Consider the following 18651-nt stretch of genomic DNA (forward strand, 5'->3'; position numbering starts at 1 on the left):
TTTCCTCTTAACTGCCGGCCAAAGTCATTTGACCAGGGAGGGCAAAGTGAAAGGTGGAGCCTTGTCCGAGCTGTGAGTCGACCGAAATATAGCCGCCATGGCGCTCGACAATCTTTTTGCAGATGGCCAATCCTATGCCGGTGCCGGCGAACTCCTCGCGCTTGTGCAGGCGCTGGAACATGCCGAAAATCCTGTCGAAATATTGCGGGTCGATGCCGAGCCCATTGTCGCACACTGAAAACATCCATTTCTTCTCGCCATCTCTTGTGGCGGTGACATGGACGCGCGGAATGCCCGGGTTTTGATACTTGATCGCATTGCCGATAAGGTTCTGGAACAATTGAACGAGCTGCATGTCGTCGGCGACGACGATTGGCAGGACGTCATAGGTCACCAGCGCACCACTGTCTTCGACAGCGCCGCGCAGATTGGCGAGTGCCTGTTGCAAGGCATCTTCACTCGAGGTCTCGAGCAGGTCCTTGCCCTTTGTCCCGACATGCGAATAGGCCAGCAGATCCTGGATCAGGCGCTGCATGCGGCTGGCACCGTCGACGGCGAAGGCAATGAACTGATCGGCATCCGCATCCAGCTTGCCTTTGTACCGCCGCGACAGCAGCTGTGTGTAACTGGCCACCATCCGCAGCGGCTCCTGCAAATCGTGCGAGGCGACATAGGCGAACTGGGTTAGCTCTTCGTTGGAGCGCCGCAATTCTTCCAATTTTTCCAGCAGCAGCGCCTTGGCCTCGTTGCGCGTGGTGATATCGCGAATCGCCGTCGTCACCAAGGTTCCCTCGGCGCTCTGCAGCGGGCTCAGCATGATTTCCATCGGGAATTCGCTGGCATCTTTCCGTAGGCCCCGCAACTCAAGCCCCTCACCCATCGGCCGTGTACGGGAGTGCGCCGCATAGTTCTGCCGATGCTGGGGATGCTTGCCGCGAAATCGTTCCGGGATCAGAATCTCGACAGGTTGCCCGATCAGCTCTTCCCTGTGGTAGCCGAACTGGCGCTCCGTCTCTGCATTGACCAGAATGATGCAGCCCTGCGGATCGGCGATGACCATGGCGTCCGGCGCCGCTTCCAGCAAGCCGCGAAACCGGTCTTCCATCTGCACGAGTTGCATCTGCGCCAGGTGCCGTTCCGCATGCTTGCGAACGCTGATGTCGCGAATGGCCGCCGTCACCAGAATCCCGTCGGGGCTTTCCAATGGGCTCAGCATGATCTCGATCGGAAAATTGCTTTTGTTCTTGCGCCGGCCGGTGAGTTCGATGCCCGTGCCCATCTGCTGCGCCAACGCATCCTCGGCAGAGCGCAGCCCATCCGCCAGCAGCCGTTCGGCAAAGCCTTCCGGGATGATATTCTTGACCTTCTGCCCCACCAGTTCGTCGCGGCGATAGCCGAACTGTTTTTCTGCCTGCAGGTTGAGAAGGACAATTTCTCCACGTTGGTTGACGACCACCATCGCATCGGGTGCCGCCTCCAGCAGCCCGCGATACCGGCTCTCCATCTGTGCCAGATGCCGTTCCGCATCCTTGCGCACGCTGATGTCGCGAATGGCCGCCGTCACCAAGATGCCTTCAACGCTCTCCAACGGGCTCAGCATGATCTCGATCGGGAAGTCGCTGCCGTTCTTGCGGCGACCATAGAGCTCGATCCCCATGCCGATCTGCTGAGCAAGCGCATCTGCCGCGGTCCGGGTGCCGTCCGCCAGCAGTCGTTCGGCAAAACCTTCGGGGATGATGTTCTTGACCTTCTGGCCCACCAATTCGTCGCGGCGATAGCCAAACTGCTTTTCAGCCTGCAGGTTGAGAAGAACGATCTCGCCGCTCTGATTGACCACCACCATCGCATCGGGCGCTGCTTCCAGCAGTCCACGATACCGGCTCTCCATCTGTGCCAGATGCTTTTCCGCATCCTTGCGCACGCTGATGTCGCGAATAGCCGCCGTCACCAGAATGCCATCTGGGCTTTCCAGCGGACTGAGCATGATCTCGATCGGGAAATTGCTTCTGTTCTTGCGCCGGCCGATAAGCTCGATCCCGGTGCCGATCTGCTGCGCCAGCGCGTCCTCGGCGGAGCGCAGCCCGTCCGCCAGCAGCCGTTCGGCAAAGCCCTCCGGGATGATGTTCTTGACCGGCTGGCCGACCAGCTCGTCACGGCGATAGCCGAACTGTTTCTCGGCCTGCAGGTTGAGGAGAATGATCTCGCCGCGCTGATTGACCACCACCATCCCGTCCGGTGCTGCTTCCAGCAGCCCGCGATACCGGCCCTCCATCTGCGCCAGATGCTTTTCCGCGTCCTTGCGCACGCTGATGTCGCGGATCGCTGCCGTCACCAGAATCCCGTCGGGACTTTCCAGCGGGCTCAGCATGATCTCGATCGGGAAGTCGCTGCCGTTCTTGCGCCGGCCGTAGAGCTCAATGCCGGTACCGATCTGCTGGGCGAGCGCATCCGCGGCGGTCCGCGTTTCGTCAGCGACCAGCCGCTCAGCGAAACCTTCGGGAATGATGTTCTTGACCTTCTGCCCGACCAGTTCGTCGCGGTGATAGCCGAATTGTTTTTCAGCCTGCAGGTTGAGAAGAACGATCTCGCCGCTCTGATTGACCACCACCATCGCATCCGGTGCTGCTTCCAGCAGCCCGCGATACCGGCCCTCCATCTGCGCCAGATGCTGTGCCGATTCCTGGCGCTGGGTGACGTCGAGGATCGCCGCTATCACAAGCTTTCCTCCGACTTTTTCCAAGGATAGCGCGTAGTCGGAGAATTGTGCCGACCTTGTTCGCCCTCGCTTTGTCCGACTTTGGTTTGTCTATTAGGTTGGCAGGGCGAGTAAATCCTGCGTAAAGCGAGGCTCATATACGCACAGCCTTTCCGTGAGACTGCAGCGCCGATCTCGCCGATTCCTCTCAGTAAGGCCATGGGGCCGCTGTTTAATGTGATACAGCCTGGCAGCCTATGGCGGCGCGAAACGGCACTGAATTGCTCGTATGCACAAACTACCATAGGTTTTTTCCGGAATAGAAAATAAAACTAATTATCGACAAACTACGGTGACAACATAAAGAAAGGCTTACGATCACCGAAATGAGTGAGAGATAATTCACCAATCTTTGTATGCGCGATCGTTTCGGCCGCGCGGCGTGCGCCGATGCCTGATGCCAGGAGAGGTCGCGCGAGCAATGCTGGGGTGCTTGAGACCCTAGAAACTCGCCCCGGAGAATCTGTTGAGCGGCATTCCGTCGTAGCGCATGAGCCCCACGCAAATGTCGCGGACCAGGGCGAATTTGTGCGGGCCGTGGTCAGGGTAGCGGACCATGTTGTCGCCATTATGCTGGAAGACAAAGCCGCCCTTGCCGTCATCGGTCGGATATTGCCACAGCCAATCGGCTGGCTTGGGGTCGTCTTCGGTCCCGATGTCGGTGAGCCAGAGGGCGCCGGCCGGCATCGACGACCAGCCCCGGGCATATTGGCCGAAGATGCCCTGCCAGCCGTCGAACTCGGGATCCATGTTGCGAAAGAAGCCGAGCGGGTCGTTGCGCACGCGCGCCTTGATGTTGGTGAAAGGGCGCGGCGGCACGGCCTCAAATGCGCTGAGGAACGGCAGCCATTGCACCGCCGGTTCCGAGCAGATGACCATGTGTCCACCGCGCGCGAGGAAATCCAGCAGCAAAGGCTGCAGGTTCCGGAGATGGAACTGGTCGTGAATATGCGGAATGTAAAGGATGTCTGTGGCGGCGAGATCGGCGGCGCTTAGCTGGTATTGCGGGCAGTATTTGAGCTTGCCACCCACCTCCGCCATCGATTGAGCCAAGCCTTCCGGCGCCCATTCCATCGACTCTTCGAAACATTGGAGATAGGTCACGGTAAAAATCGTGCGCACACGCGTTATCCCTAGCTCCCGGTTGAGCCAGGGATAAAAGGCCTTGAGGAAACGCTGGGCGGCCGGCATGAACCGTTCGCCATTATGGACATGAGGATCAAGCGTCGAGACCAGCAGGCGGCCGCCACCCTCGAGCTTGGGGAAGTCGAGCAGCAGGCTGCCGCTGTCATCATCGAGGTTGAGCGCACTGTGGCTGAGAGGATGGAAATCGAAGGCGCCGAACCAGTGCCAGCTCATGTCGGCAATCGGAATGATGTCGTTGAGCGGGTGACGCTGCGCCGGCACATGGATTTCGAGAGTGGGGTTCGGCCTGGTCCACCACAGCCAATCCTTGGTGTCGTTTGGGTGCCATTTGAGATCGACAACGTCGATCCATTCATGGATGCCCTTGCAATGGAAGATGATGAGAAAGCCGCCACCACGTACATAGGCGTTGAGTTGGTCCGCATAGCGCCTGATGCCGGCGCTGTCCATGCCATCGGGAATGACCACTGCGGCATATTGGGCAAGGTCATGGGTCTCCAGCTCGCGGAGATAGATCATGTCGTCGATCTGATGGGTATAATCCTGGAAGGTGGTGAGCTGGCTCGCGACACCCCAGGTGATGTAGGCGATCTTTTTCTGCATCTGCTCTTCAGCGATCGAAGGAGGGGGCGAAGGTGAACCGGCCGCTTTCGAAAGCCGCCCGCGCAATAGGCACGTCGTAGAGCATGGAGAGATTGTCGGCCGTGAGCACATCTTCGACCGGGCCATGGTCGTAGCGGCGCTGGTCCTTCATCAGCAGCACATGGCTTGCCACCTCCAGCCCATGCTGCGGGGCGTGGGTCGAGAAGAGGATCGTGAGGCCCAGGCGGCTGTTGAGGTCGCGCAACATGTCGATGACGATGGCCTGGTTGCGATAGTCGAGCGCCGAACAAGGTTCGTCGAGGATCAGGATCTCGCATTCCGAGGACAGCGCCTGGGCAATCATCACCAGCTGGCGCTGGCCGCCGGAAAGCTCGTTGAACGGGCGGTCCTGGAGATGTGCCACATTCATCTGTGCCAGATATTGCCGCGCGATCTCGTAATCCTTGGCGCGGGGGGCACCGAAAAGGCCGATATGCCGCGCCCTTCCCATCAGCACGATGTCGAGGACGGTGAAGGCGAAGGCCGACTGAAAGAGCTGCGGCACATAGCCGATGCGGCCACGGACCGTGGTGGTGCCGGCGCTGGGCTTGGTGAGGCCGACGAGACAGTTGAGAAGCGTGGTCTTGCCGACACCGTTGGCGCCGAGGACGGCGAGCACGCTGCCCGGTGTCACGGAGAGGCTGTAATCCTGCAGGATGATTTTGTCCGACAGGGCGACGGTGAGGCCGGATATCTCAATCATGGGACCAGCCGCTTTTCTTCTGCATGCGCCGCAGGATGAGGGCGAAGAAGGGCACGCCGATGAGGGCGGTGATGATGCCGATGGGCAGTTCGGCGACCGTCGCGGTACGCGCGATATCGTCGACCAGCAGCAGATAGATGGCACCCAGCAGCGCCGAGACTGGCAGCAGGCGCGCATGATCGGGGCCGACCAGCGAGCGCGCCATGTGCGGAATGATGAGGCCGACCCAGCCCACGATCCCGGAGGTCGCAACGACACCGGCCGAGATGATGGCAACCGCACCGAAGATGGTGGCCTGCACCAGTTCGATGGGCGCCCCCAGGGCGCGCGCCTTCTGTTCGCCCAGCGACAGGATGTTGATCTGATAGCGCAGCAGGAAAATGACGATGGCAGGCGGCACGATCGCCAGCGTCATGAGGAGAAGATCGCGGTAGCTGGTGGCGGCGATGCTGCCCATCAACCAATAGGTGATGGCCGGCAGCTTCTGCTGCGGGTCGGCCAAGAGCTTGACGATGGAGATGGCTGCTTCGAAAAAGGCCGAGACGACCACGCCGGCCAGCACCAAAGTGAGTGTCGAGGTGCGGCCGCGGACACTGGCAAGGCCCTTCACGATGAGGAGACTGCCGATGCCAAACGCAAAGGCGGTGCCGAGCACGATATAGCCGCCACCCACCAGCAGGATGGCAAGAGTTCCACCGAAGGCCGCCCCCGAGGTCACACCGATGATGCTGGGATCGATGAGCGGGTTGCGAAAGAGGCCCTGGAGGGCTGCACCCGAGATGGAGAGACCGGCCCCGATGAGTACGGCGGCGAGGATGCGTGGCAGGCGGATGGCTTCGACGACATCCGCCTGCACCTTGGTCCAGTCCGGCGTTGCTGACGGCACGACATTATCCCAGAGGATGCGGGCGACGTCGCCCATGCCGATACTGTAACGCCCGATGGTGATCGAGTAGAGCACGCAGAAGACCAGCAGCAGCGACAGCAGCAGGACGACAGCCCAGATCGGCATGCGAGTCAGCATCTGGACCCTGACTCGCTTATGCGCCATCGCCAGCATCAGTCCAGCTCAGCCGAAGATGTCGGCGTAGCCGGCAGATGCCTTGTTCTGCTCCAGCTCCAGGATGAAGCGCAGCTGCTCGTCCGTGATGTCCCGCTGATAGATCAGCTTGTAGCCGTCCTTCACCGTGTCGCGGAACTGCTTGGGGTCCGCAAAGCGTGCAGGATGGGCGATGCGCGCCAACCAATCGTCGGAGAGATAGATCTCGGCCGCATCCGGCGAGCGGTTGAATTGCGGGAACTTGTAGACCCGCTTGTTCTTGACCGCGTCCAGGCTGGCCAGCGTCTCATTGCCGTAGAAATCGGCCGGTGTCAGGTCCTGCGCATAAGAGGGGATGACGATGATCGCCGGGTTCCACACCAGAAGCTGCTCGGCATCGACCGTGCGCCACCATTCGCCGGTATTGTCGGCGGCGAGATTCGTGGTGCCGCTCAAGGTGAAGTCCTGCGAGCTGTTGGCAACGATGCGGAAACTGTCCTTGATCTCGTCGACCACCAGCATGCTGACCATCTCGTCAGTCTTGACCTTGGCAAAGACGTCGCGCAGCGCGGCGTTGGAGGCATCCTGCTTTTGCAGGATCTCCTGGGCGCGGTCGATGCGGCCCGACGTATAGCCGCTCAGCATCAGATAGTCGCGGCGATGCTGGTTGGTGCAGCAATCCCAGCCGATGACCTTGAGGCCGACACGCTCCAGGGGTTCGATGATCTTCGGGTCGAAGACCCATTGCAGAACGGCGTCCGGCTTCAGCTCCAGGATCGCCTCGACATTGGGGGCGAAACCGTCGCCGGCCACATTCATGTTGAGCTTCAGGAATTCCGGCAGGAGCTGGGCATAGAAGCTGCCCTCATAGGTCTTCTGCGCCTTCTTGTTGACGCCGACGAAATGCGAGCTGTCACCCTCGACCGCATAATGAACCAGCGGGCCGGAGGCGAACATCGAGACGATGCGCTGCGGCGGGCTGTCGAGCTCGATCACCTTGTTGCGGTGGTCGAGAAAGCGGATCTCTTCCGCTGCGGCGCCGGAAACCGCACCTGTCAGCAAGGCAATTGCCGCGGCGGCACCCAGGCCCCGCCCGGCCAATGTTGTCAAAACGCGCATAGCCATCATCCCCTCTGTGCCATTTCGGCAGGATGTCCTGGCATGCGCGCCCTGGAGATGTCTCCGGACGGTGGCTTGGACGTGTCGGTAGAATTGTGCGCAAGTGATACGCATTCGCAACAACGAAAGCAATGGGAATTAGACGGAGGAATTGCCCTTCGGGCGGGACCCCGCTCACCGACTCTCCCGCATTGGGGGAGGAAATAACGGCTGATAGATTATTCCGGTAGTACCGGCAACCTCTGCGCCAGTTCGTCGACCAGGACGCGGGTGTTTTCGGTGTAGTCGATGGGGATGGTGACGAGATGGACGCCGCCTTTGGCGAAGGCTGCCTCGAGTGTCGGGATGAAGGTGGCGATGTCGGTGACACGGGCGCCGTGGGCGCCGTAACTTTCGGCATATTTCACGAAGTCCGGATTACCGAAGGTCATGCCAAAATCGGGAAACTGATCGACCGCCTGCTTCCAGCGGATCATGCCGTAAGCGCGGTCCTCAAGGACCAAGACGACGAGGTTGAGCTTCAACCGGACGGCGGTTTCCATCTCCTGGCTGTTCATCATGAAGCCGCCATCGCCGCATACGGCCATCACGCGGCGCTTCGGGTAGAGCTGGGCCGCCATCATCGCGGAAGGAAGCCCGGCTCCCATGGTGGCCAGCGCATTGTCGAGCAGCAAGGTATTGGCGACCGTCGTGCGGTAGTTGCGCGCGAACCAGATCTTGTACATGCCATTGTCGAGGGCGACGATGCCGTCGGCCGGGATCACCTGGCGGATATCATGGACGATGCGCTGCGGGGTAAAGCGGTCTTCGGTGGCGCGGTCGGCGATGCGCGCCAGGATGCCCTTGCGCAAGGGCAGAAGAGCGCCGGCCTGGGGCAGCTTGCCTTCCAGCCGGTCGGCGAGCAGCCGCAGACTGGGGCCGAGATCGCCGATCACCTCGGCTTGCGGGAAATAGACCTGTTCGACGGTCGCCGGCTGATAGCCGACATGGATCACCTGCGGTCCCTTGGGCCCCATGATGAACGGCGGCTTTTCGATCGTGTCATGGCCGATGGTGATGATGAGGTCGGCGCGCTCGATCGCTTCATGGACATAGTCGCGTTCGGAAAGCGCTGCTGTCCCCATATAGAGTTCGGTCCCGCCAGGCACCGTGCCCTTGCCCATCTGTGTCGTGAAATAGGGAATGCGGGTGCGCAGCACGAACTGCGCGAGATCCGAGGTCACGCGCGGGCGCGAGGCCGCAGCACCCAGCATGAGGAGCGGACGCTGCGCTGCCAGCACCATGGCGGCGGCACGGTCGAGGGCCTGCTCGCCGGCCACCGGCAGTTCCACCGGATGCGGCGGCACCATCGGCACCAATGTCGCTTCCTCGGCCGCGACATCCTCGGGAAGCTCGAGATGCACGGGACCCGGCCGTTCCTCCTGGGCCACGCGGAAGGCTTCCCGCACCATGGTGGGAATCATGCGGGTGGAGACGATCTGATGGGTGAGCTTGGTCAAGGGCCGCATCGCCGCCACCACATCGACGATCTGGAAGCGCGCCTGGCGCGAGGATTTGACACCCTTCTGCCCTGTGATCATCAACATCGGCATGCCGCCCAGCAGCGCATAGGCAGCACCCGTGGTGAAGTTGAGCGCACCCGGCCCCAGGGTCGCGATGCAGACGCCAGGCTTGCCGGTGAGACGTCCATAGGTCGCGGCCATGAAGGCTGCCGCCTGCTCATGCCGGGTCAGTACCAGCTGAATGGACGATTTGCGCAAGGATTCGACGACATCGAGATTTTCCTCGCCCGGGATGCCGAAGATGCGATCGACGCCCTCATTCTCCAGCGCCGCCACCAACAGATCCGATCCCTTGCTCATCGCGCAGCTTCTCCTGTCCCTGTACTGTCCTTGGGGCGGCATCCTAGGACAGATCAGCCTGTGTCACATATGCGGATGCCGCGCGTGAGATATGCGTGCAAGATTCTGGTTCTGCGCCGTTTCAGCATGGATCATGCCGCGGAAAGGCAAGTCGATCCAGCGCAGCAGCGCGAACATCCTGGTCGATTACCCAGCCCACCGGAAACATCATGTCCCCTGCCCCGCCCGAGAGAGATGGTCCATCCGGGCCACAGCATCGCTTCTTCCTGCCGATCCTGGCGGGGGCCACCTGGCGCGACCGCTGGATCGCTTGCCTGGGGGCGCTGATCAGCATTGCCGCCACCTATTTCGTCTGCCGCCTCGGCCTCGGAGATTTCAACAGGGGTGCCACAGCGCATCTGCCGCTGCTGGTGGCACCGATGGGGGCTTCCGCCGTGCTGCTGTTCGCCGTCCCGGCAAGCCCGCTGGCACAGCCCTGGTCGATCATCGGCGGCAACACTTTGTCGGCGCTGGTCGGCATTACGGTCGCCCATTGGGTGCCTGACCCCGCGCTCGCCGCCGGGCTTGCGGTGGCGCTGGCCATCGCCCTCATGTCGCTGGCGCGCTGCCTGCATCCGCCAGGAGGTGCTGCAGCCCTGCTTGCCGTACTGGGTGGACCGCAAGTGGCGGCGGCCGGCTACATGTTCGCCTTCAATCCCATCGCCCTCAATGCGGTGATGTTGGTCCTTCTGGGCTTTGGTTTCCATAAAATGCTGCGGCACAATTACCCGCATGTGCCGGCGGCTGCAGTCGCCAACACGCACGGCACCAGCGATAAGCAGCCGGCAGCCCGGATCGGCTTCAACGCCGCGGACATCGACGGTGCGCTCGGCGATCTCGGTGAGGCGTTCGACATCGACCGCGGCGATCTTGACCGGCTGTTGCATCAGGTGGAGTTGCGTGCGCTCGAACGCAGCCATGGCAACCTGCGCTGCGCCGACATCATGTCACGCGATATCATCCGCACGCAGCCTGGGGGCCAGATTGCGGCGGCGCGCACGCTGCTGCTAGATCACCACCTGCGCATGCTGCCGGTGATCGACGCCGTGGGCCATGTGGTGGGATCCGTGGGCCTGCGCGAATTGCTGCGGCCGGGGGCCGTCATCGCCGACGTGATGTCGCCAGCCTGGACCATTCAGCAGGACCGGCCGGTCATCGAGCTCATCGCCCCGCTCACCGACGGCAAGACGCATGCCGCCGTGATCGTGGATACGGAGCGGCGCCTGGTAGGATTGGTGACGCAGACCGATCTGCTGGCAACCCTGGGCCGCGTCCCGGCGGCGGGGTAGGCCCTACCCTTTCCGACCGGTGATCAGGCGCGCACTCAGGGCGAGGCTCAGCACCAGCGCGCCGATGAGGGCGAAGGAAAGGCTGAGGCTGGTCCAATCGGCGACGAAGCCGATCGCTGCCGGGCCTAGCAGGATGCCGGCATAGCCGATGGTGGTGATGGCCGCGACCGCATGGCTGGGCGACATCACCGTTTGCGCGCCTGTTGCGGTGTAGAGCACCGGCACGATGTTGGAGGCGCCGATGCCGATGAGCACGAAACCGAGGATTGCCGCCACGTCATAGGGAGCCAGCACGGCCACCATGAAGCCGGCCGTGACGCACAGGCTGCCCATGATGAGGACACGCGTGCCGCCAAGGATGGCGACGATGCGGTCGCCGGTCAGGCGGCCTGTCGTCATGGCGATGGCAAAGGCCGCATAACCGATACCGGAGATGGCACGGTCGAAACCATGCTGGCTTTCCAGGAACACGGCGCTCCAATCCAGCATGGCACCTTCGGCGAGGAAGATGATGAAGCACAGCACCCCGATGAAGATGACGATACCGTGGGGCATGACGAAGAGCGGTGATTTTTTGCCACCTTCATTGCCATAGCGGAGATTGCGGCGGCTGGAAAACAGCAGGATGCCCAGCAAGAGAACGTCGATCATAAGGCTGGCCGGAAAGGGCGGCAGGCCCAGCCAGATGAGCGCGCCGATGACGCTGGCGCCGGCAAAGCCGCCCAGGCTGAAGAAGCCGTGGAAGCCCGACATCAGGGGCTTGGGTGCCGCCTTGTCGACAATCACCGATTGGATGTTCATCGCCACTTCGCCCGTGCCGACCGCCGCACCGAACAGGAAGAGCGTCGCCGCCAGCAAGGGGGCCGAAATGATGTAGCTGAGCAGCGGCAGGGTGGCGCAGACGAGGATACCCGAAAGCAGGATCACGGCGCGGCAGCCATAGCGCGTCGTGAGCGCACCCGATACCGGCATGGCGAGGATCGAGCCCGCTCCAAGGCAAAGCAGCAGCAGGCCGAGGCCGGCTTCATCGAGCCCGGCACGCGCCTTGGCATAGGGCACCAACGGCGCCCAGGCAGCGAGCGCCATGCCGATGAAGAAGAACGCAAGGCGCGTCGACATCTGCGCCGGGCGACCTGGTATCGGGTGTTCTTTGGTCACGGGGTCACGCAGGACTAAGGAGGAAAAGCGGCGCAGTCTAGGCGGCAGCTGCGCCAAGGGACAACCGGCCTTTGTGCAACCCCCGCCTGCCCCAGCAACAGGTCGCCCGTAACAAAACGGCGCTGCCCCCCGAAGACGGATGCAGGAACCGGCGAGGTGGAGGACCGTATGCGCAGAAAAGATGTGGCGATGGCGATCGGCTTCTTTGGGGTGATGGTGACCGGCCCGGCCCTTGCCGATCCGATCGTGGTCGAGCTTTTCACCAGCCAGGGCTGTTCTTCCTGCCCGCCGGCGGATGCCAACCTCATCAAGGTGAGTGACCGGCCTGACGTGCTGGCCTTGAGCTTCGGCGTCACCTATTGGAACTATCTCGGTTGGGAAGACACGTTCGCGCGGGAAGAGTTCACGCGGCGGCAGATGGTTTATGAGGGCAAGCTCGGCCATAGCGGCGCCTTCACACCGCAGATCGTGGTGGGTGGCAAGCGGGATGTGGTCGGCAACAATCTTGGCGAATTGGAAGCGCTGATCGCGGCAGTGGGGCCGGTGGTCAAGAGCCCGACCCTCGAGGTCACGAACGAGCGGCTTCTAATCGGCGCCGGAACGGCACCGGACCAACCGGCCGATATCTGGCTGGTGCGCTACGACCCCAACATCACGCAGGTGCCGGTGGCGCGCGGCGAGAATCGCAAGCGCGTCCTGCCGATCAAGAACGCGGTTAAGGAACTGACGCGGCTGGGTGGCTGGACCGGTTCTGCGACCGAAATTGCACTGCCGCCGGCACGCGACGGATTGGCAAGCGCCATTTTGGTGCAGCAGATTCTGGGTGGCGAGATCCTGGCCGCGAAGAAGCTGTAAAAGCGGCGGCGGAACCGGGGCCGGTCCCGCCGCCGTGCCAGCTATTTCTTGATGAACTCAAGCAGGTCCGCGTTGAAACGGTCCTGATGGGTTTGCGCCAGGCCATGATCGGCGCCTTGGTAAATCTTCAAGGTCGCGTGCTTCACGATCTTCGAGGAGAGCAGCGCCGAGGCGCCGATGGGGACGATCTGATCATCGTCGCCATGGAGAATCAGGGTCGGCACATCGATCTTCTTCAGATCTTCGGTGTAATCCACTTCGGAAAATTCACGGATGCAATCGAGCTGGCCCTTGAGGCCACCCATCATGCCCTGCAGCCAGAAGGAATCGCGGATGCCTTCGGAGAGTTTGGCGCCCGGCCGGTTGTAGCCATAGAACGGCACCGCCAGATCCTTGTAGAACTGCGCACGGTTGTCATAGGTGCCCTTGCGGATCCCGTCGAAAACCGAGAGCGGCAGGCCGCCGGGATTCTTGTCGGTCTTCAGCATCAGGGGCGGAACCGCGCCAATGAGCGCCGCCTTGGCGACACGGGACGTGCCATGGCGGCCAAGATAATGCGCGACCTCGCCACCGCCGGTCGAATGGCCGACCATGATCGCCTGCTTCAGATCGAGATGGTTGATCAGCTCGGCCAGATCATCGGCATATTGGTCCATATGGTTGCCGTCCCAGGTCTGGGATGAACGACCATGGGAGCGGCGGTCATGGGCGATGACGCGGTAGCCACGTTCGCCGAAGAACACCAGTTGCGCATCCCAGGCATCGGCACTCAAGGGCCAGCCATGGGAAAAGACGATCGGTTGTCCCTTGCCATGGTCCTTGTAGAAAATCTCCGTGCCGTCCTTGGTTTTGATGAAGCTCATCATCGTCTCCTGTCGTTACGTTTCTTGGAAGCGCGGTGAATTTACCGCGATGCAGCAAGATAGTCTGCTGTCGATTGCAGATTGGCGTAAGCAAAACCGAGAGCAGCCATAAAAGCCGTGTGGACTTGTTGCGCCGGCACTGTGACGCCATTGAATTCAAGATCGCGCGAGGCACACGCATCGTGGATCACCGTCGGCCTGTAGCCGTAATCGGCAGCGGCGCGGGTGATGCCATCGACACACATATGACTCATGGCGCCTGTGATGGTGAGGTCGGTGACGCCATTGCTCTCCAGAATGTCCTTGAGGCCCGTCTCGCGGAAAGCGTTGACGTAATGCTTGAGGACAACCACCTCATCGCCCTGGTTGAGGACCTTGTCATGGATCCTGGCGCCATCGGACCCGGCCACGAAGAAGGGGGCGTCGGGCTTCGTGAATTCGTGGCGGACATGCACCACCAGATCGCCCTTGGCACGGGCGTCGGCCAGCACCTTGGCCGCATTGTCGGCGGCAGCGTCGATGCCGTGGAGGGTCCATTTGCCACCGGGGAAATAATCGTTCTGGATATCGACGAGGATGAGGGCGCGCTTGGTCATGGGGCTGTTCCTTTGGGTGGGTTGTTGTCTGTGATGGACAAGCTACCGGCCTTGGCCCAAGCTGCCGATTGGCGGAATTGACATTAAAGGGGTCAAAACTGACAATGTTGCGGATGGCGCGGAAACCGAAGCAGGCCAGCTCGGCGGAGGTCGGCCCGGCGGAAATCGGCCTGCTGCTCTATCCGGGCGCGCAGCTGGCAGCCATTCACGGCCTTACGGACCTGTTCCAGGTGGCGGACCGGCTGGCGCAGACACGGGCCGGCACGGCCCAACCTCTGCTGCGGGTGAGCCACTGGCAGGCGGCGGAAACGGGTCCCGACATCCGGTGCGTCTTCGACACCGCGCCGGACTTCCCACATCGGCCTGTGATCATCGTGCTGCCACCCAGCCTCGGGAAAACGCCGCAGCCGGAGATGACGCGGCGCCTGTCGGGTTGGCTCAAGGGACAGCACAAAGCGGGGGCCATCCTGGGGTCGGTCTGCGCCGGCGCCTTCCTGCTCGCGGAGACCGGGCTGCTCGATGGACGCACCGCCACCACGCATTGGAATCTCGCCGAAGCATTGCAGGTGCGTTTCCCGGCGATCAAGGTCGACGGCGACAAGCTGATCATCGACGATGGTGATGTCATCACCGCGGGCGGCCTCATGGCCTGGACCGATCTTGGCCTCAAGCTGGTCGACCGGCTGTTGGGCTCCATGGTGATGATCGAGACGGCGCGTTTCCTGCTGGTCGATCCATCGGGGCGCGAGCAACGCTTCTACAGCAGCTTTTCACCGAAGCTGCATCATGGCGATGCCGCGATCCTCAAGGTGCAGCATTGGCTGCAGGCAGAGGGAGCGCGCGACGTCACCCTGGCTGCCATGGCGGCACGCGCCGGCCTGGAGGCACGCACCTTCCTGCGGCGCTTCGTGAAAGCCACGGGATTGCGGCCGACCGAATATTGCCAGACCCTGCGCATCGGCAAGGCGCGCGAGCGGCTGGAATTTGGCAACCAGACCATCGAGGAAATCGCCTGGGAGGTGGGTTATGCAGACCCTGGCGCCTTCCGCAAAGTGTTCTGGAAGATGATGGGCCTGACCCCCGGCGAATATCGCCGCCGCTTTAGTGTGACGCCGGCGGTGCATGGCTAATTGCCATCGTCTTTCCTGACCGCAAGCTGACAAAGACGTTAATTCGCCTGCTGACGGTGCCGCAAGGTTGCTGACGATGATGCGACTCTGATAAAGGCCTATGGGCTAAAGCTAGTGGGCCATGGGGCCCCTTGCCGCGACCGCCGTGGCTTTCCGCATTCCTGAGTGAGTTCTTTGATGAAGCTGGGCTTCAAGGTCACTGTCCAGAAATTTCCGCCACCGCTGCCGCTCGCCTGGGCTTTCTTGCCGGCGGCTGCGGGCGATGAGGTGACCAAGCTTCATAAGACCCATTACCGCTCGGTCTGGCGCAGCCGCAACTTTCTTGGCGCTGTGGAGATGGTGGGACTGTTGCTCTTGTGGCCGTTCCCGATGGCACCGCGCATCTGGGCGGCGACGCGACGCAACGGCGCACGCATCCAGCAACTGACCGGCAAATCCCTGCTCCGGCAGATGTTGGAGCAGTACTACCTGACGGCGCGCTCCGGCTTCCGACCGTCGGCCTATTACGCGATGGAATGGTATCTACCGGCACATGCCCAGGCGGTAGCCGGCTATGTGCAGCGCTCTGCGACTAAGGAATCGCTCTATCGCATGCTGGCGCCTAAGAAGGCGGCGACGCTCACCGACAAGGTCGGCTTTGCCCGCTATTGCGAGGCGCAAGGACTGCCGGCAGCGACGATCGTTCTGGCGCTGGATAAGGGGCGGGTGACCAGCGAGGGCTTTACCAGCCTGCCGCCACAGAATCTCTTCGTGAAGCGCACCCGCGGTCGCGGTGGCAGCGGTGCGGAAGTTTGGCTCCATGAAAACGGCCGTTACCGCCGTATTGGTGGCGATGCCGCCCAGCATGAGGTGCTGGACAGTGCTGCGCTGGTCGCGCGCCTCTGCCGACTCGCCGCGCACGAGCCCTATCTGGTACAGCCGCGGATGGTGAACCATCCTGACCTCCAAGATCTGTGTCAGGGCGCCCTGGCCACGGTGCGCTTGGTGACGGCCATCAATGAACAAGGCGAGCCCGAACCGATCCGCGCCGTGTTCCGCATGCCGAGCAAGGCCGAAAGTGTCGTCGACAATTTCCACGCCGGTGGCATCGCGACTGCCATCGATCTTGCGACCGGCATCATGGGACCAGCCACCGACCGCGGCCTTGGCCGCACCGTCGGCTGGGTCGACCGGCATCCGATTTCCGGCGCGCAAATCACCGGCCGCACGCTGCCGCACTGGCCGGAGATCCTGGCGCTGGCCCTGCGCGCCCACCGGTCCTACCCGACACGCCTGTTCATTGGCTGGGATATCGCTGACACCGAGGATGGACTGATGATCGTCGAGGGCAACGCCGCCACCGACACCGACATCGTACAGCGCGTGCACCGATCGCCGCTGAGCGAAACACGCTATGCCAAACTGATGAACTGGCACATCGCGAAACTGCCCCATATGTCAGGAAGCTGACGCCCGTTCTTGCACGACAGAAACAGATTTGGGCCGCGGCCCATCGTCCCTATATGTTGAACGCATCGACTTGAATCGCATCGCGGCAAGGCGTCAGGCTCCGCCGGGTACCATCTGGATCTATCGTTCATGAAACTCATCGCCACTCACCGCTACGCCAGCGCTTTTCTTGGCGCGACCTCGCTATTTGCCCTCTACATCATTCTCACACCCGGCACCGGCAATGACTGGATGCTGGATCCGCTCACTGGAATTGTGGCGATCGCAACCAGCCTGATCGTCTGTATGCGATTGGCCCTGGGCGCGCAGACGGAAACAGTTCGTCGCCTCTGGCTGGCCGTGCTCGCACTTTTGCTGCTGGTTTGCATCAGTCAGTTTGCTGAATCGTTCGGCGATCACATCGAAGCCTCCCTTGGCCTCGAGGATGTCGATGACGGTCTTCTCATGATCGTGGCACCGCTTCTGCTCTGGATAACGGCCCGATGCGAGCCGGTCCCCTCGCTCGCCAGATGGATACTCTGGCTGGCCTTCGCGTCGCAGTTTGCCGGCATGATCTGCGACTTCCTCGACGATGGCCGCATCTTTTTCAAGGATGATGCGACCTGGTCCGTCGTGTCGGATGTCTTTGATCTTGTCACCATGCAGCTTTACCTGTTGGGTGCGACGGTGCTGGTCGCGGCACTCAGGTGGCAGCTTTTTACGATCAACCGGCGTGTTTCCCATTTGGGGGATGTCGCGCGCTATCTGTTTGTCAGCCGCCGCCTGTTCGACAGGCATCGCTACCCGCGCATCCATGGCCTGCCCGTGCCCGGTGGCAAGGTGACCCTCGGATTGGTCAGATTCCTGGTCTGGTTCTGGAGAGTCGCTCCCAGGGTCCGCGATGCTTTCGGCCGCAGTTTATGGGATCAGTTTCGCGATATTTGCGTCTTGAGCTTTCGCCATGGGCTCGATGCCCAGGCCTATTACATGTTCGAGCTGTTTCGCCCGCAGGCGATGTCCCGTGCGCCGGGATACCTCACGCGTTACGAGACCAAGAATGGCCTGTTCAAGGTGCTGACCTGGCAGATTCCGAAGGGGCTGCATCGGACGAAATTGGGCGACAAGCTGGCCATGGCGGAATCGTGGCAGCGACACGGCGTTGCGCATATCCCCACCCTGATCGTTGCCCAAGCCGGCGCGCTGCGTTTTGCCACCATGGCAACTGACAGCTTGGCACAGGATCTGTTTGTCAAACCGACACATTCAAAAGGCGCCAGGGGCACGGAAGTTCTGCGGTATGCCGACAGCAATTTCATCGATGATGGCGGCGCGCTTCTGTCGCGTGACCAGATGCTGCAGCATCTCAAGGTCCGCTCAAAGGACGCCGATCTGATCGTCCAGCCACGGATCCAGAATCATCCGCATCTGGCGGATCTGGCGGAACAGTCACTGATCGTCATCCGCGTGATCACCTGCCTGGACGATGCCGGCACGCCGCAAGTCACCCACGGCATGCTGCGCATTCTTTGCAAGCTGGAGCCGACTTGGTCGATCGATGCCGAGTTCGGTGTCGCCGTCGATTTGGAAGCCGGTACGCTGGGCAGGATGGCCGGCGACAAGGCTGAGATTCTGCTCGACTGGTATGATGAGCACCCGATCACCGGTGCCAAGATCCTGGGCCGGCGCGTGCCGCATTGGGACGGCGTTCGTGCGGTAGCCCTTGCCGCCCATCGTCTTTGCTCGGATCGGCTCCTGGTCGGCTGGGACGTCGCCATCGGGCCTGACGGCCCCCTGCTGGTCGAGGGTAATTCCTATGCGGATGTAGACTTCCTGCAACGCGTCCACAGATCCCCGATCAGCGAAAGCCCGCTTGGCAGACTGCTGTTCGACCGCGTCATCGACATTGAGCACCGCATCGCGACAGCTACCTTGTGTGGCAAGTCGGGGGCCCTTCCCGTTCGATCCGGGCCCCCGGCTTGATCATTTGAATCTTGATCATTTGCATTATCCGGTGCGGCAGCCTTGAT

General features: G+C 61.9%; 14 protein-coding genes. 5 read left to right on the forward strand and 9 right to left on the reverse strand.

Annotation, left to right across the window (positions count from 1 at the left end; translation table 11 throughout):
* Positions 1–7: 7 nt before the first annotated feature.
* The 6 genes from AC1DWZ_RS19110 to AC1DWZ_RS19135 all read right to left on the reverse strand — a co-directional run bounded on the left by AC1DWZ_RS19110 (position 8) and on the right by AC1DWZ_RS19135 (position 9266).
* Positions 8–2716, reverse strand: a complete 2709-nt coding sequence (locus AC1DWZ_RS19110) for a PAS domain-containing sensor histidine kinase (protein WP_477170536.1) — start codon at positions 2714–2716, stop codon at positions 8–10.
* 480 nt (positions 2717–3196) lie between these two features.
* A complete protein-coding gene (locus AC1DWZ_RS19115; RefSeq protein WP_477170537.1) occupies positions 3197–4504 on the reverse strand; it encodes a hypothetical protein in 1308 nt (435 codons plus the stop codon).
* Between the two features lie 7 nt (positions 4505–4511).
* Positions 4512–5246: an ABC transporter ATP-binding protein gene (locus tag AC1DWZ_RS19120; protein WP_477170538.1), complete on the reverse strand. Its 735-nt coding sequence runs from the start codon at positions 5244–5246 to the stop codon at positions 4512–4514.
* Positions 5239–6270: a FecCD family ABC transporter permease gene (locus AC1DWZ_RS19125; RefSeq protein WP_477170539.1), complete on the reverse strand. Its 1032-nt coding sequence runs from the start codon at positions 6268–6270 to the stop codon at positions 5239–5241. The genes AC1DWZ_RS19120 and AC1DWZ_RS19125 overlap by 8 nt, the downstream gene beginning before the upstream one ends.
* Positions 6271–6315: 45 nt before the next feature.
* Positions 6316–7404 carry an ABC transporter substrate-binding protein gene (locus AC1DWZ_RS19130; protein WP_477170540.1) on the reverse strand — a complete coding sequence of 363 codons (1089 nt, stop codon included), beginning with the start codon at positions 7402–7404 and terminating at the stop codon, positions 6316–6318.
* Positions 7405–7622: 218 nt separating this feature from the next.
* A complete protein-coding gene (locus AC1DWZ_RS19135; RefSeq protein WP_477170541.1) occupies positions 7623–9266 on the reverse strand; it encodes an acetolactate synthase large subunit in 1644 nt (547 codons plus the stop codon).
* 209 nt (positions 9267–9475) lie between these two features.
* Between AC1DWZ_RS19135 and AC1DWZ_RS19140 the strand changes: the two genes are divergently transcribed.
* The gene (locus tag AC1DWZ_RS19140) at positions 9476–10594 is read left to right on the forward strand and encodes an HPP family protein (RefSeq protein WP_477170542.1); all 1119 of its coding nucleotides are present in this window, start codon (positions 9476–9478) and stop codon (positions 10592–10594) included.
* Between the two features lie 3 nt (positions 10595–10597).
* Here AC1DWZ_RS19140 and AC1DWZ_RS19145 read toward each other — a convergent pair whose 3' ends face one another.
* On the reverse strand, positions 10598–11713 hold the full coding sequence (locus AC1DWZ_RS19145; protein WP_477170543.1) for an MFS transporter: 1116 nt from the start codon (positions 11711–11713) through the stop codon (positions 10598–10600).
* A 207-nt stretch (positions 11714–11920) separates the two neighbouring features.
* Here AC1DWZ_RS19145 and AC1DWZ_RS19150 point away from each other — a divergent pair, with 207 nt between their 5' ends.
* On the forward strand, positions 11921–12607 hold the full coding sequence (locus AC1DWZ_RS19150; RefSeq protein ID WP_477170544.1) for a DUF1223 domain-containing protein: 687 nt from the start codon (positions 11921–11923) through the stop codon (positions 12605–12607).
* Between the two features lie 41 nt (positions 12608–12648).
* On the opposite strand, the gene AC1DWZ_RS19155 is transcribed toward AC1DWZ_RS19150, so the two are convergent.
* Positions 12649–13470 (reverse strand): alpha/beta fold hydrolase, encoded by an 822-nt coding sequence (locus tag AC1DWZ_RS19155; RefSeq protein ID WP_477170545.1) that lies wholly within the window; start codon positions 13468–13470, stop codon positions 12649–12651.
* 41 nt (positions 13471–13511) lie between these two features.
* The gene (locus AC1DWZ_RS19160; RefSeq protein WP_477170546.1) at positions 13512–14066 is read right to left on the reverse strand and encodes a cysteine hydrolase family protein; all 555 of its coding nucleotides are present in this window, start codon (positions 14064–14066) and stop codon (positions 13512–13514) included.
* A 113-nt stretch (positions 14067–14179) separates the two neighbouring features.
* Here AC1DWZ_RS19160 and AC1DWZ_RS19165 point away from each other — a divergent pair, with 113 nt between their 5' ends.
* From AC1DWZ_RS19165 to AC1DWZ_RS19175, 3 genes are all read left to right on the forward strand, one after another.
* Positions 14180–15196 carry a GlxA family transcriptional regulator gene (locus AC1DWZ_RS19165; RefSeq protein WP_477170547.1) on the forward strand — a complete coding sequence of 339 codons (1017 nt, stop codon included), beginning with the start codon at positions 14180–14182 and terminating at the stop codon, positions 15194–15196.
* Between the two features lie 177 nt (positions 15197–15373).
* Positions 15374–16645 (forward strand): sugar-transfer associated ATP-grasp domain-containing protein, encoded by a 1272-nt coding sequence (locus AC1DWZ_RS19170; protein ID WP_477170548.1) that lies wholly within the window; start codon positions 15374–15376, stop codon positions 16643–16645.
* 129 nt (positions 16646–16774) lie between these two features.
* Positions 16775–18604 carry a sugar-transfer associated ATP-grasp domain-containing protein gene (locus AC1DWZ_RS19175; protein ID WP_477170549.1) on the forward strand — a complete coding sequence of 610 codons (1830 nt, stop codon included), beginning with the start codon at positions 16775–16777 and terminating at the stop codon, positions 18602–18604.
* Positions 18605–18651: the final 47 nt, after the last annotated feature.

This window comes from Dongia sp. P2_B8 (genome assembly GCF_056404715.1).

Excerpts from the sequence above, each read along its gene's own strand:
- AC1DWZ_RS19115 (WP_477170537.1), bottom strand. The coding sequence starts at position 4,504 with ATGCAGAAAAAGATCGCCTACATCACCTGGGGTGTCGCGAGCCAGCTC.
- AC1DWZ_RS19120 (WP_477170538.1), bottom strand. The coding sequence starts at position 5,246 with ATGATTGAGATATCCGGCCTCACCGTCGCCCTGTCGGACAAAATCATC.
- AC1DWZ_RS19125 (WP_477170539.1), bottom strand. The coding sequence starts at position 6,270 with ATGCTGACTCGCATGCCGATCTGGGCTGTCGTCCTGCTGCTGTCGCTG.
- AC1DWZ_RS19130 (WP_477170540.1), bottom strand. The coding sequence starts at position 7,404 with ATGCGCGTTTTGACAACATTGGCCGGGCGGGGCCTGGGTGCCGCCGCG.
- AC1DWZ_RS19135 (WP_477170541.1), bottom strand. The coding sequence starts at position 9,266 with ATGAGCAAGGGATCGGATCTGTTGGTGGCGGCGCTGGAGAATGAGGGC.
- AC1DWZ_RS19140 (WP_477170542.1), top strand. The coding sequence starts at position 9,476 with ATGTCCCCTGCCCCGCCCGAGAGAGATGGTCCATCCGGGCCACAGCAT.
- AC1DWZ_RS19145 (WP_477170543.1), bottom strand. The coding sequence starts at position 11,713 with ATGTCGACGCGCCTTGCGTTCTTCTTCATCGGCATGGCGCTCGCTGCC.
- AC1DWZ_RS19150 (WP_477170544.1), top strand. The coding sequence starts at position 11,921 with ATGCGCAGAAAAGATGTGGCGATGGCGATCGGCTTCTTTGGGGTGATG.
- AC1DWZ_RS19155 (WP_477170545.1), bottom strand. The coding sequence starts at position 13,470 with ATGAGCTTCATCAAAACCAAGGACGGCACGGAGATTTTCTACAAGGAC.
- AC1DWZ_RS19160 (WP_477170546.1), bottom strand. The coding sequence starts at position 14,066 with ATGACCAAGCGCGCCCTCATCCTCGTCGATATCCAGAACGATTATTTC.
- AC1DWZ_RS19165 (WP_477170547.1), top strand. The coding sequence starts at position 14,180 with ATGGCGCGGAAACCGAAGCAGGCCAGCTCGGCGGAGGTCGGCCCGGCG.
- AC1DWZ_RS19170 (WP_477170548.1), top strand. The coding sequence starts at position 15,374 with ATGAAGCTGGGCTTCAAGGTCACTGTCCAGAAATTTCCGCCACCGCTG.
- AC1DWZ_RS19175 (WP_477170549.1), top strand. The coding sequence starts at position 16,775 with ATGAAACTCATCGCCACTCACCGCTACGCCAGCGCTTTTCTTGGCGCG.